This is a genomic window from Euzebya tangerina, from assembly GCF_003074135.1.
In the GTDB taxonomy this organism is placed as follows: Bacteria; Actinomycetota; Nitriliruptoria; order Euzebyales; family Euzebyaceae; genus Euzebya; species Euzebya tangerina.
In genome coordinates, this window is record NZ_PPDK01000001.1 from 1,919,681 (window position 1) to 1,932,782 (window position 13,102).

Genomic DNA, 13,102 nt, shown 5'->3' on the forward strand with positions numbered 1-13,102 from the left:
CTCACACGTCATTGCGTGGGGTGACGCCCTCCACTCATGGTCATGGGCATGAGACGACAACTCCTCAGCATCTGCCGCGAGTACGACCGCCCCACGGCCGCGATGTGGGCTGTCGTGTCCGACCTGGACTCCTACGCCGACCACGTCGAGGCGCTGGCCTCCACACCCGTGCTGCGAGGCTCCGGTGTCGGGGCCGTCCGACAGTGCGTCACCACGTCGGACCAGCGGTGGCAGGAGACGGTCACGGCGTGGGATGACGGGCGCTCCTACGAGATCGAGGTCGACACCAGCACCTACCCTGTGGTGCTGCGAGGGGTCTTCAGACGCTTCACCGGTGTGTGGCGTGTGGAGCCCGTCGGTGAGGACGGGTCCCGGGTGTGCATGGACTTCATCGCTGACGTGCGAGGTGGTTGTCTGCTGTGGCCGTTGGTCCGCCTGGCCGCCCGTGCGACGCGCAAGGATCTGGAGGCCACGCTGGAGAGCTACGGCGCCTGATTCGGGACGAGGACACTAGAGTCCGGTGCATGATCAATACGCGCACCGACGGCCCCATCACGATCGTCGAGATCGACCGCCCGGAGAGCCGAAACGCGGTCGACGGGCCGACCGCGGATGCGTTGCGGCGGGCCTTCCAGATCTTCGATGGTGATGATCGCCAACTGGTGGCGGTGCTGACTGGGGCGGGTCCTCACTTCTGCGCGGGTGCCGACCTGACGGCGTTCGTGGCGGAGGACGGACGTGAGTTGCGAATCGAGGCTCCGCCGGCTCCCGGGCCGATGGGTCCGACACGAATGCGGCTCTCCAAGCCGGTGATCGCGGCAGTGGAGGGGTACGCGGTCGCCGGCGGGCTGGAGTTGGCCGTCTGGGCCGACATGCGCGTGGCTGCTGAGTCGGCGGTCTTCGGTGTGTTCTCCCGCCGATTCGGTGTGCCGCTGATCGACCTGGGTGCGGTCCGGCTGCCGCGGTTGGTCGGGCACTCACACGCCATGGACATGATCCTCACCGGTCGCCCGGTGGCCGCGGAGGAGGCCCTGATGATGGGACTGGCCAACAGGGTCGTGCCCGACGGGATGGCCCTCAGCTCGGCGATCGAGCTCGCGCGGACCATCGCAGCGTTCCCCCAGCAGACGATGCGATCGGACCGTCAGGTTGCGATCGAGCAGTGGGACCTGGACGACGAGCGCTGGAACCAGCGGGAGTACATGTTGGGCCGCAACGTCCTGCAGTCGGGGGAGGCGCAGACCGGCGCCGTGCAGTTCGTTGCCGGCGCCGGGCGGCACGGGCAGTTCGGCCAGTAGAGCCGCCCACCGGGCACAGGAAGACGCCCCGGCCAGTGACCGGGGCGTCTGAGTCCGCGCAGGCGGGTGCTAGCGAAGGGCCTCGCCGGACTCCGGGTCGAAGAAGTGCATGTTCTCGGTCTTGAACACGATGTCCAGTGAGCTGCCGACGGTCGGTGCCTTGCCCGGCTCGAACCGTGCGACGATCGTGTGGCCACCCTTCTTGGCCTGCTCCTTCAAAGCCTCGAAGGCCTCGTCGTCGTCCAGCGCCTCACGCATGTCCTCACTGATCACAGCGCGGGCTTCGGTTCCGACGTGGACCAACATCTCCGAGCCGAGCATCTCGACCAGCTCGACTTGGGTGTTGTGCCACACCATGTTGGGTCGGGACTCGCCGCTCGCGGGCTCGAAGTGCTCCGGGCGCATGCCGACGGCCAACGGCTTGTCGACGTACTCCGGCAACCTCGGGTAGGCGTCGAAGGCCTCGGGGTGGACGCGGAGCTTGTTGTTCTCATCGATCGCGACGTAGTGGTCATCACCCTCCTTGGAGAGGGTGGCCTGGACGATGTTCATCGACGGGGAGCCGATGAACCCGGCCACGAAGAGGTTGTCCGGGCGGTCGTAGAGCGTCTGCGGCGAGTCGGCCTGCATCAGGACGCCGCGCTTGAGGACGGCCACGCGGTCACCCATCGTCATGGCCTCGACCTGGTCGTGGGTGACGTAGAGGGTGGTGACGCCGAGGCGCTGCTGGAGCGCCGCGATCTCGGCACGCATCTGGACACGCAGCTTGGCGTCCAGGTTGGACAGCGGCTCGTCCATCAGGAAGGCCTTGGGAGAGCGGACGATCGCACGACCCATGGCGACGCGCTGCCGCTGACCACCGGAGAGGGCCTTGGGCTTGCGGTGGAGGTATTCGGTGAGGCCGAGGATGTCGGCGGCTTCCTTGACCCGCTCGTCGATCTCGTTCGCGGGGACCTTGGAGAGCTTCAGCGCGAAGCCCATGTTGTCGGCGACGCTCATGTGGGGGTACAGCGCGTAGGACTGGAAGACCATCGCGATGTCCCGCTCCTTCGGGGACAGATCGTTGACGACCTCCTCGCCGATGGAGAGCTTGCCACCACTGATCTCCTCCAGGCCGGCGACCATGCGGAGGGCGGTCGACTTCCCGCAGCCGGACGGACCGACCAGGATCATGAACTCGCCGTCAGCGATGTCGAGCGACAGGTCTTTGATGGCGTGGTAGCCGTCTGGGTAGAACTTGTTGACCTTGTCGAGGGTGACTCTTGCCATGTGGGGGTGCCTCCAGGCTCGGGTTGGGGTGCCGTCATCTTTCCGCAGGACGTGGTATCGCGCAAGGGTCAATCCTGTAAGCGCTTACATAGTGGGCAGCCGGTGGTCGGGCGGTGCCATGTGGTGCCAGTCCGGTTGCTGGCTGCGCTCAGAGGTCGGATGGGGCAAGGTGGCGCCCCAGCCCCCGTAGCTCAGTGGATAGAGCGTCGGTTTCCTAAACCGTGCGTCGCAGGTTCGATTCCTGCCGGGGGCGCCATCGAAACCGCAGGTCAGCGCCACTTGCCGTTCTGGGTGCTCGGCTCGACATGGTGCTGGGGAGCAGAACAGGGAGCCAAGCGGCACCGGGCGCAACTCGACCCGGCCGTGAAACGGCTAGCCGACGCTCCCGAGAACCGTTCCGTCGTCGATGCGCAGCGGGCCGGGGCCCTCGTGGTCGATGACGGCCTCGCCGTGCACGGCGACGTTGCCGCCCACGGTGACATCGCCGTTGATCGTCAGGCTGTCCGCCAGGACGAGCGACGGAGGGCCGGCTGGAAACCGCGCCTCGAAGTCGTCGAGCAGCTTGTGGTGTGTCGGGTCGAGGTTGACCAGCGGAGCGGCGTCCCGGCCACTGTCCAGGCGCGCTCGGACGAGGGCTACCGTGGCCTCGGCGGTCAGCTCGTAGGCGTCAGAGCGGAGCGCGAGCAGATCGTTGGTGGTCTTCACGGGGAGGAAGCGCGACCGGGGGACCCGGATGGCCGTGGTCCCGTCGATGACCCCGATGGCCGCACCCATGGCGGTCTCCAACTGGATGACCGGGGTCGAGGTGGGGTCGGTGGGGTCGACGGTCTTGCGGTTGACGATCATCGGGAGTCCGAGTTCACCGTCCCGCTCGGTCAGCAGGTCCTGCATCGCGATCAGGTCCAGCCACAGCGAGTTGGTGTTGAAGTACCGGTGACGTGAGATGTCCTGGAAGGAGTCGAGGTCAGCCTCCGGGGTCTGGGCGATCTCGCGGAGGATGAGACCGCCGTCCGGCCGGCGCGCGAGGTGGCCGCCCTTGCGGTCGGCGGCGGTGCGGTCAGCGACCTCCATGGCGAAGGGGGCGCCGGAGCCGGCGAACCAGCCGAGGATCGCTCGGTCAAGGGTGGCACCCAGATTGTCGGCATTGGAGACGAATGCGTACCGAAGGCCGGCGTTGATCAGGCGGGCGAGCAGCCCATCCCCTTGAATGGCGGCGTAGAGATCGCCATGACCGGGCGGGGCCCACTCGAGATCACGGTTCGCGGGCCAATCGACCGGCTCGAGGTCGTCGGCCCGCAGCTTCGGCACCCGGTTCTGCAAGAAGTCACGCGGGACGCCTTCGACACCGGGATCCACCGCCCGTACGGCCTCCAGACTCGCGTCTCGCGTCGCGAAGCTGTTCATGAGGATGAGCGGCAGCCGCGCGCCCATCCGCTCCCGCTGACCGTGCAGCTGCCGGGCAGTGATGTCGAGGAACGACAACCCATCCTTCACCGGCAACAGCGACTTGGGACCGGTCATCCCCATGCTGGTCCCTAGCCCTCCGTTCAACTTGATGACGACCGTGGCGTCGAGTAGGTCGGGGTCATCGCTGTTGGGCAGGCCACCGGCGTCCTCGAGCGTCTCCACCGGTTCGATGTCGCCCTCGCTGATCTGCCCGGACCCGCCAGACCGAAGATCCGCGAGTTGGCGGACGAAGGTGTCGATGGCTGCTTGGGCAACCCCGGCCTCGCGCATGCGTTGGCCGGCCGTTACTTCGGGGTCGTGGGACGCGTTCATCTCACGGACCGTACGGCCTTCGGATGGCTGGTGGCCAGCCCATCGCTGAGGATTTCAAGGAATGTGGGTATGCGAATCCGGTGACCGCATCGGCAGTTCTTGAAGGCGATCACTCGCTTCTCGCAGCTTGACCTCTGGTGTCGACGGCGACACCGCACGATCGGCCGAGCCCACGGCTCGGGCGCCCAGCCGACGGGATTCTTGCTCGGTCGGCCATCTGTTCCGTCGTCACCGACGAATTGCCTGGCAGAGGGGTCCTGCGGGGCACAGGACGACAGACACCGAGCTGAGGAGCGGACAATGATCTTCCGAGAGGTGGCTGAGACCGCCACATCGTTCAGGGCATCGGTGGATGCCGCCACCACTGCCACGGCCCGGTTCACGAGAGCGGTAGCTGCCCTGCTCGGGGCCATCGGAGCACTGCTCAACGTGCTGAAGTCCATCGACTTGCCCTTGGCGACGCTCAACACCGGCATCATCGCCCTCACCCGGGCGCTCCGTCGGATTCGGACCGGCCCACCGCCACTCGTCGCGCTCGCAACGGTGGCCAGGCAGGTCCTCGTCGTCGCCCGGCGACTGATCCGAACGGTTCGAGTCCCCGTCCGTCGGGCCAACACCGCGCTGGCCAACCTGCGGAGGTCCCTGCTGGCAGCCCAAGCGGGGCTGAATGCAGCCGCGACCCAGATCCCGGCCCTAGGGCCGCAGATCCAACAACTCATCGACGTCGCCAACGCGCTGGAGCCACAACAGGACCTGATCGAACCGCTCCTGCCACCCGAGCTGCGGGCCCAGATCCGAGCGCTACTCGCCGATCTCCGGCGCGCAGGCCGAGAGCTGGACGAGGTCGCCACGGACTTGAACGTCCAGTCCACGGAACTCGAAAGGGTCAGCGCCATCCTCATGTCGATCGCCCAGGACCTGAACGCCCAGACCCAGGCGCTCCGATCGGCCGTGTCGAGCTTCGATGGCATCGTGCAGTCGATAGCAGACGCGGCGGACTACGTCGAGGAGTTCATCAACGACATCCCCGGCGTCGGCGCGCTGCTGAGCCTGCTCGACGACGTCGGAGACTTCATCGACGACGCGATCCAGTCCTTCCTCGACGCGACCGGCATCTCCGGGCTGATCAGAGATGCCATCAACGCGCTGGCTGACCTCGACGAGCTGGTCACCGGTCTTGGCCGTCTGCTCGCCGAGATCAGCGGGCTGAACGCCGTCATCAGGGCCGTGAACCGCATCGTCTCCCGCGTCACCGACGCCGTGCGCGAGGCCCTGGACGCGATTGTCGAACTGCTCACGATCTTGAACGGCCTGGCGCTGATCAAGTTCCTCCTGGAGTGGGTGATTCCCTGGGTGTGCGAGCGCCTGGACGAGGAGATCGAGTACCTCGGCGACGCGCACCGGGACGTCGATGATGCCAAGGCGTCCGTCGTGCGATTGCGGCGGTACCGCAAGGACCTGGCAGCCACGTCGGTCGCGGCCACGGTGCCGGCGGTGCAACTGGCCGCGCTCGACGACGTGCAGCAAGTCGTTCGTCGGCTGGACACCGCCACTCGTTCGCTCAGTCGGTCGTTGTCCAGGGCCGCAAAGGCTGGGGAGGCACCTGGCCTCGACGCCGGCATCGCTCACCTGGAGGACTCGGTGAGGATGTGCCGCGATGCCGCGGCCGCCTTCCCACCGTGCGAGCTGCCCGACTCCTACTTCGAGGACATGGGTGAGCTCATCGAGGTTCCGTTCGCCCGGGCCGCCTGAGCGTCGGACAACGGGCAGCACCCGCCGGCTGGCTTGGTCGAGCGGCCAGCTCAGTCGGCGGTCATGCGGTCACGGCGGCGCCACACGAACCGCATGATCAGCAGGACGAGTGCGGCGAGGATCGCCCCGTTCAGCCAGTCGGAGTACTCCCCGACGTTTCGCCAGTTCGACCCGATCAGACTGCCGAGCCAGAGCCAGACCGCGTTCCACACTGCGCTGCCGATGGCGGTCAAGATGCCGAACCGCACCCGACCCATGCCCTCCGTCCCGGCCGGCAGCGAAATAAGCGAGCGCACGAAGGGTACGCAGCGACCGGTCAGCACCGACGCGGTTCCATGTCTGCTGAACCACGAGGTCGCCCGCTCCATGTCATCGTCATCGACCAGCGGGATCCGGTTCAGCAGTGCTGCAGCACGCTCGTGCCCGAAGGCCCTGCCGACCTCGTAGTACACGAAGGCGCTGGCGGTCGACCCGACAGTGGCGGCCAACAGCGTCAACCAAAACGATATCCGTTCCTGCGATGACAGATAGCCGGCGAAGGGCAACACCACCTCCGACGGCACAACCGGGACCACGTTGTCCAGCGCCAGCAGCAGACCGACCCCGACTGGCCCAAGCGACGTGATCACGCTGACGACCCAGCCGACGATGCCGGTGAAGTCGGAGCTTGCTGCTGCGGCTGAGGAGGACACGGGCAACGTCCTTCCCGCTGCGGTGCGATACGACCCACCACGGCTGGAGTTGTTGCTGGAGCAGACCTACCCAGCCCCGTCGGTCAGCCGTCGGCCTCGACGCGACGCTTCAGGTTCTCCAGTGCCGTCGGCAGCGCCAGGGCCGCTCGCGACCAGATGCGCGCCATCACCCAATCCAGACCTCGACGGCCCTGCACGCCTTGTCGATAGGTGACCCGGCAGCCGGTATCGGTCGAGGTCAGTCGGACGGACTCGGCCAGGCTGCCGAGGACCGGGAGGTTCGAGCCGGTCACGGCGAACGCGAAGTGGGCGGCCTCGTCCCACGCCGTGAATTGCTCGTCGATCGTCAGGACGCTGGCGGACACGCGCCTGGTCCCGCCGACTCCGGCTGCGATGGGGCCGGGGTCGACCCGGGTCAGGGCGGTGAACCACTCCGGCCAGGCGGCGTGATCAGCGATGTGGGTCCAGACCTCCTCCGGCGTCGCAGCGATGTCGATCGACTCCGCCACGACGGTGGAGGCGGACTCGATCCACTCGGGCGGTCGGACCGGGTGGATGGGCATGCCGCCACGATAGTGGGCGAACCGGCGCCGGCGTCGGCACGGACGGTTGTGAACCATCCCTCACAATGGGGAGCCATGAAGGATCCGTTTGCGGGAGCGTGTGGATGAGTCCGACCAACGCCGAGGTCGTCAGCGCCGTGGGAGCACACCGGCCCCGGCTGCTTCCCGACCCTGGAGGTCGCGCGGCCGCCGCCACCGCGCTGATACTCGCCGATGTCGTCAGTGGCCCCGAGATCCTGTTCATCGAGCGGGCGGCACGGTCCGGCGATCGCTGGAGTGGGCAGATGGCCCTTCCGGGTGGGCGCAGGGACCCTGGCGATGCGGACCTGGCCGCGACCGCCGTCCGCGAGACGGCGGAGGAGACCGGCCTCGTGCTACCGCGACCGCCCATCGGGCGTCTGGACGACGCCGGTTCGGGCGGCATGCGCAAGGGGACCGTGTCGACCTTCGTCCACACCGTCGCGGGCCGGCCCGACACCATACCGGAGGAGCGAGAGGTAGCCGCCTGCGTCTGGATCCCACTGGCCCACCTCCTGGACCCGGCGAACGCGGTCCGGTACCGCTACGGCGCCATCGGTCCCTTCGCGGGCATCGAACACGACGGCCGCACAATCTGGGGGCTGACCCACGGCATCCTGACCGGCTTTGCCGCCATCCTCGGCCGGGATCTTCCCCGCCCCCGCGGCTTCCTATTGGGCTGACGCGCCCTCCGACATTCGTAGGATCTCGTCTGTGCCCAGCGCCGACGTGGTCGCCCAGTTCGCGTTGGCGTCGTTGCTGCTCGCTCTGGTACGGGGCCGTCGGCCGTCCTGGCAGCCACCATCGGAGCCGAGCGCGGAGTGCGTGCGGGCCTGGCGGCCGCGGTCGGGTTGGGCCTTGGCATCCTTCCGTGGGGCGGTCTCGTCGCCGCAGGTCTCTCGGCCCTGCTGAGCTCGGGATCGGGCTCGGCTATCGCGCTCGCGATCGCCGGCGGGTGCTACCTGCTGTGGATGGCGTGGCGGGCATGGCCGTGGCCGGATTCGCAAGACGACGTCACAGCGGCGACCGTGGCCGAGGCGACCCCGGGCGGCGGAGCCGTCGCGAATCCGTCGCCCACATCCGGGACATCGAGGGGCCTGAGTCGTCCGCTGCGGGACGGCATCGTCGTCAACGTGACCAATGCGACGCTGGTCCCCTTCCTCGGTGCGGTCCTGCCGCCGTTCATCGTCGTTCCGGGCCCCTCACCCGCTGGGCAGGCGTTCCTGCTCGTGGTGGTGCTGGCCGTCGTCTCGACGGTCGTCAACGCCGGCTGGTCCATCGGTGGCGCCACGGCGGGCCGGCGCTTGCGACGAGGCAGCGGCCACCTCGCCGCGAAGTTGGCCGCGGTGCTGTACACGGGCCTCGCTGCGTTCGTGATCGCACACGCCTTCCTGTCCCGAGGGTGACAGCCCGCGTCGATCCGCAACGGCCTGCTGGCGGCCAATCGGACCACGCCGCAACCGGCACGATTCGGTACGGTCCGCCGATGAGTGAGGAACTGGTGAACCGCTTCTACACGGCGCTCGACGACCAGGACGGCGACGCGATGGCGGCCTGCTATCACGAAGACGTGGTCTTCAGCGATCCCGGGTTCGGGGAGCTTCGGGGGGAGGACGCGGCAGACATGTGGCGGATGCTCTGCCACAACGCGACCGACCTGGACGTGACGCACGAGATTCTCCACGTCACCGAGGAAGGGGCGAGCACCCGCTGGGTCGCCCGCTACTCCTTCGGGCCGAAGAAGCGACCGGTGATCAACCGCATCGAGGCATGGATGCGCTTCGCCGACGGGCGCATCATCGAGCACCACGACACCTTCGACGCGTGGAAGTGGGCGGGACAGGCCCTTGGGCTGCCGGGCCGCTTGCTCGGCTGGGCGCCCCCGATGCAGTCCAAGATCCGCTCGACGGCTCGGGGGCAGTTGCGGTCCTACCAGCGGCGGCACCGCAGCTGACGGCCACTCACGCGCCGGCGTCGCTGATGACTCGAGCGGCAGTCACATCGGTGTCGTAGCGCAGGAAGGTGATGTGGGCCCACCGTGGATCCTGTTCCTCCGCGGTGAACTGAGCCGGCCGACGGCCGTGCGTGGTCCAGGCCCAGAGCAGGATGTTCTCCTCCGGGGTGGTGTGGAGGAGGGATCGCGGACGCTCCCGGTTGCCGTTCCACAGGGGCTCCTGCATGATCATCCGCCGGGCAGTGCGTGGGACGAGACGTCGCATGACCCGATGACGGGGTGGATGGAGCAGGACGGCGACCTCGGCCCGCAGGAGGACGACGTCGCGGACCGCGGGGTAGGTGCCGCACACCGTCCAGCCCTCCTGTGAGCAGAAGTCTCGAACGCGGTCGCGGAACTCCGGGGTGGGCAGGCGCTCCCAGTCCGGCTGGTGGGCCAGCGAGTCGAGTTCGAGATGCGGGACGTCGAGGCGTTCGGCAAGCGCCCTGGCGAGGGTTGTCTTGCCCGCGCCGCTCACACCCGAGACCGCAATTCGCATGGTGGTGCACGCTACGTGGATGTGTGTCCGGTCTCCGCTTCCCCACCGCGAGGTCAGGTTCCCCGCCGCGAGGTCAGGTTCCCCGCCGCGAGGTCAGGTTCCCCGCCTGTGCATCGAGCTTGTCGACCTGTGCAACAGTCAGACCATGCGTTGGTTCACGACCCTGATCGCGCGTCTGACCACCTACTTCCTGTACCGGCGGTTCGAGGTGGACGGTGAGGAGCACATCCCTCGTGATCGACCTGTCCTGATCGTCGCCAACCACGTCAACGGCCTGCTCGACCCCGCCGTACTGGTGGCCGCCCTCAACCGCACGCCACGATTCCTCGCCAAAGCCACCCTCAGCCGGATCGTCGGTGTCGGCTGGTTGCTGCGGGCCTGCGGGGTCATCTTCGTCCACCGACAGCAGGACGGCCGGGGGACCGGCGGAAACGTCGAGGCCTTCGCCGCCAGCCACGATGCCCTCCGCGACGGCGACACGGTCGCCATCTTCCCGGAGGGGACCACACACGACCGGCCCAGCGTCGAGCCGGTCCGAACGGGCGCCGCCCGGATCGCCCTCGGTGCGATCGACGCCGGCGCCGACCGGCTCGTGGTGCTCCCCATCGGCATGACCTTCACCGACAAGGTCTCGCTCCGCGGCGACGCCCTCGTGGTGGTGGGGCCCCCGATCGACCCGACCACGATCGTCGATACCAGCGGAGGCGCCCAGGACACCGAAGCCGTCCGAACCCTCACCGCCGCGGTCGACCACGCGCTCCGGCAGGTCAGTCCTGACTTCCCCGACGTCGAGTCCTGGTTGGCGCTCGGGCAGGCCGCCGAGGTCACGGCCCGCAAGGCCGATCGGCCCCGCCCGCCGCTGGCCGTCCAGGCCAGGATTGCCCGGCAACTCTCCAAGGCCGCCCCCGACCGCCAAGCCGAGGTGCAGCGGCAGGTCGGCCGCTACGCCACCGTGCTGGCGCGACTGCGCATCGACGACCGAGATGTCGTGACGCCGATGAACCTGCGGCGACTGGTCCGCTCCGCGATCGGGACCGGTCTGCTGGTCGTGATCCTCGGCTCGCTGGTCGGTGCGACCATCACGGTGAACATCATCCCCCTCGGGGTCGTCATGCTGGCCAGTCTGCGCATGACGGCGCCGGTGATGAAGGGAACGGTCCGAGCACTGGTCGGCCTGGTCGCCTTCCCCACCACCTGGTTCACCGCCGCAACGTTGTCAGTCGACGGTGCCTGGTCGGTGCTCGGCCTGGCAGGCCTCTTCGCATTGGGCGCGGTGGCGGCGATCGCACTGGCAGACCGGACGGTCCGCTTCGTGGGCTCCCTGCTGCGCTGGAGGTTGGCGCACGAGCGGCAGGCGACCCTCGTCGACGCCGTGGCCATCCGGGCGGACGTCGTCCGGGCGGTCGAGGAGGCGCTCAAGCCGGCCTAGCCGTATCCGTCCGGGCGGCCCGTTGTCTCGTGCGATCGCGCGGTTCGTCGGCTATGGACGAGGAAGTCCACGATCGCGCACCAGCGGCCTGGCGTCAGACCGTGCCCGCCGGCCCGATCATCGCGTACCCGATGAAGCCGACCATCGCCGCCGCCACGCAGTAGTAGGCAAAGCCCGTCAGGCGCTCACGCGAGACCAAGGCCACCAGGAAGCGGATCGCCAGATACCCCGAGACGAACGCCGCCACGATCCCCACCAGCAACTCAACGGCGGTCTCCGAGCCCGCCTCCCCGAGGTCGCCCAGGCTCAGCAGGGTGGCGCCCACCAGCGCCGGGATGACCAGGAGGAACGAGAACCGCGTGGCCGCCTCGCGCGTCAGCCCGGCGAACACACCCGCCGTGATCGTCGCGCCCGACCGGCTCACACCGGGCAGGACTGCCAAGCACTGCAGCGCTCCGGCGATCATGACCTGCTTGAGGGTCAGATCCGCCAGCGTCGTTCCCAGCGGGTCGGCATCGTCCACACCCAACGGCAACACCACGTCGGACTCACCTCTGGCCCCTGACCCCGACTCCCCGGACGCACCCCCTCCGCGCCAGTCACCCTCCCAGGCCGGCGCCTCAGCCGCGGCCGTGGACCGCACCGCGCCCGCGGCGACCGTCTCCCGGGCCGCCTCGACTCGTCGGGACCGAACACCCTCCATCGCCAAGAGCAGCAGCGCGGTGACCAGCAACATGGACGAGGCCACCAACGGCGAGCCGAACGCCTCCTCCACCTGATCCTTGAACAGCAGCCCCACCAGGGCGATGGGGACGCTCGCCGGCACGATCAGGAGCCCCACACGCCGGTAGATCTGGCCCTGCGCCGAGCGGTCCAGTCGCAGGATGCCCTTGATGATCGCCATCAGCTCACCACGGAAGAACAGCAGCACCGCGAACATCGTCCCCAGGTGGAGCACGACGTCGAAGGCCAGGCTGGAAGGCTCCCACCCGGCCAGGTAGGGGACCAGCGTCAGATGCCCAGAGCTCGAGACGGGGATGAACTCCGTCAGGCCCTGGACCACACCGAGGATCAGGGCCTCGAGCCACGCAGGAAACATGGGGCCCGATGGTACTGCCCTTGCCGGCCTGACCCCGCCGCCCTCACTCCCGCCCGACCAGGGTGAGCAGCACCGAGCCGCGGGCCAGTGCCGTCGTGGTCGTCGCCACCTCCTCCTCGGGGATCGAGACCAGGGCGACCGCGGCCCGCCCATCATCCTGCACCTGCAGCACCACACGCTCGCCGGCCAGACGGCGCAGCTCGCCCTCTCGAGCCGGCGAGACCCACACATCCACCAGCCCGCCAGCCTCGATGCCCCAGCCGAGCTCCACCGGGATCGGCACAGCGCGCTCATCGTCGGGCAGTGAGACGGCCGGACCGATGGGATCAAGATGCTGGGTCGTCAGGATCCCACCCTGAACGAGCGGCAGGCTGAGCACCGCCGCCCGGTCCACCCGGCCCACCACCGCATCGGCGGGAACCGCCGCCGCCGGCAGGGTCACCGCCTCCAGGTGATCATGAGGCGAGCCACCCGCCGGGACGATCTGCGTCGCCCGCCACACCCGCTGGCCCGCGCCACCCCACCTGGTCTGCACCCCCGCGACCTGGGCGCCCTGGACTCCCAGCAGCACCAGGATCACGAGGATCAGGGCGAGGAACCGGATGCGCGGCGGCAGTCGCGCCCAGCGCTCGGCAAGCCGGTCGAGCCAGCGGGGCAGCACCAGTGGGGGGCCGTGCAACAGCGAGGGCATCCACCGAAGGGTGCCGGATC

General features: G+C 68.7%; 13 protein-coding genes, 1 tRNA gene and 1 pseudogene. 8 read left to right on the plus strand and 7 right to left on the minus strand.

The features are described 5' to 3' along the window. The first annotated feature begins 48 nt into the window (after window positions 1–48). Window positions 49–495: an SRPBCC family protein gene (locus tag C1746_RS08895; RefSeq protein ID WP_162867560.1), complete on the plus strand. Its 447-nt coding sequence runs from the start codon at window positions 49–51 to the stop codon at window positions 493–495. Between the two features lie 29 nt (window positions 496–524). Beyond that, window positions 525–1,298 carry a crotonase/enoyl-CoA hydratase family protein gene (locus C1746_RS08900; protein WP_116714262.1) on the plus strand — a complete coding sequence of 258 codons (774 nt, stop codon included), beginning with the start codon at window positions 525–527 and terminating at the stop codon, window positions 1,296–1,298. A 69-nt stretch (window positions 1,299–1,367) separates the two neighbouring features. Here the strand turns inward: C1746_RS08900 and C1746_RS08905 are convergent, their stop codons facing one another. Next, the gene (locus tag C1746_RS08905) at window positions 1,368–2,567 is read right to left on the minus strand and encodes an ABC transporter ATP-binding protein (RefSeq protein ID WP_116714263.1); all 1,200 of its coding nucleotides are present in this window, start codon (window positions 2,565–2,567) and stop codon (window positions 1,368–1,370) included. Between the two features lie 180 nt (window positions 2,568–2,747). On the opposite strand from C1746_RS08905, the gene C1746_RS08910 reads away from it, so the two are divergent. Next, a tRNA-Arg gene (locus C1746_RS08910) sits at window positions 2,748–2,823 on the plus strand. Window positions 2,824–2,939: 116 nt separating this feature from the next. Here C1746_RS08910 and C1746_RS08915 read toward each other — a convergent pair. After that, a complete protein-coding gene (locus C1746_RS08915) occupies window positions 2,940–4,346 on the minus strand; it encodes a UTP--glucose-1-phosphate uridylyltransferase (RefSeq protein WP_205711782.1) in 1,407 nt (468 codons plus the stop codon). 300 nt (window positions 4,347–4,646) lie between these two features. Between C1746_RS08915 and C1746_RS08920 the strand changes: the two genes are divergently transcribed. Further along, window positions 4,647–6,098 (plus strand): hypothetical protein, encoded by a 1,452-nt coding sequence (locus C1746_RS08920; protein WP_116714265.1) that lies wholly within the window; start codon window positions 4,647–4,649, stop codon window positions 6,096–6,098. A gap of 50 nt (window positions 6,099–6,148) precedes the next feature. Here C1746_RS08920 and C1746_RS08925 read toward each other — a convergent pair whose 3' ends face one another. Beyond that, entirely contained in the window at window positions 6,149–6,790 is a 642-nt protein-coding gene (locus tag C1746_RS08925; RefSeq protein ID WP_116714266.1) for a DedA family protein, read from the minus strand. 83 nt (window positions 6,791–6,873) lie between these two features. After that, window positions 6,874–7,353: an SRPBCC family protein gene (locus C1746_RS08930; RefSeq protein WP_162867561.1), complete on the minus strand. Its 480-nt coding sequence runs from the start codon at window positions 7,351–7,353 to the stop codon at window positions 6,874–6,876. Between the two features lie 104 nt (window positions 7,354–7,457). On the opposite strand from C1746_RS08930, the gene C1746_RS08935 reads away from it, so the two are divergent. The 3 genes and pseudogenes from C1746_RS08935 to C1746_RS08945 all read left to right on the plus strand — a co-directional run bounded on the left by C1746_RS08935 (window position 7,458) and on the right by C1746_RS08945 (window position 9,325). Continuing rightward, window positions 7,458–8,054 (plus strand): NUDIX hydrolase, encoded by a 597-nt coding sequence (locus C1746_RS08935; RefSeq protein WP_116714268.1) that lies wholly within the window; start codon window positions 7,458–7,460, stop codon window positions 8,052–8,054. Between the two features lie 105 nt (window positions 8,055–8,159). After that, window positions 8,160–8,777 (plus strand): annotated as a pseudogene (locus C1746_RS08940) (LysE family translocator); the annotation flags it as partial. Between the two features lie 80 nt (window positions 8,778–8,857). Next, complete coding sequence (locus C1746_RS08945; protein ID WP_116714270.1) at window positions 8,858–9,325, plus strand: nuclear transport factor 2 family protein; 468 nt, start codon at window positions 8,858–8,860, stop codon at window positions 9,323–9,325. 7 nt (window positions 9,326–9,332) lie between these two features. Here the strand turns inward: C1746_RS08945 and C1746_RS08950 are convergent, their stop codons facing one another. Further along, entirely contained in the window at window positions 9,333–9,863 is a 531-nt protein-coding gene (locus C1746_RS08950) for a P-loop NTPase family protein (protein WP_162867562.1), read from the minus strand. A gap of 145 nt (window positions 9,864–10,008) precedes the next feature. Here C1746_RS08950 and C1746_RS08955 point away from each other — a divergent pair, with 145 nt between their 5' ends. Then, entirely contained in the window at window positions 10,009–11,292 is a 1,284-nt protein-coding gene (locus C1746_RS08955) for a 1-acyl-sn-glycerol-3-phosphate acyltransferase (protein WP_162867563.1), read from the plus strand. A 94-nt stretch (window positions 11,293–11,386) separates the two neighbouring features. Here C1746_RS08955 and C1746_RS08960 read toward each other — a convergent pair whose 3' ends face one another. Together C1746_RS08960 and C1746_RS21995 are read right to left on the minus strand one after the other, a co-directional pair. Continuing rightward, window positions 11,387–12,391 (minus strand): undecaprenyl-diphosphate phosphatase, encoded by a 1,005-nt coding sequence (locus tag C1746_RS08960; protein ID WP_162867564.1) that lies wholly within the window; start codon window positions 12,389–12,391, stop codon window positions 11,387–11,389. Between the two features lie 43 nt (window positions 12,392–12,434). Next, entirely contained in the window at window positions 12,435–13,082 is a 648-nt protein-coding gene (locus C1746_RS21995; RefSeq protein ID WP_162867565.1) for a hypothetical protein, read from the minus strand. Window positions 13,083–13,102 lie beyond the last annotated feature (20 nt).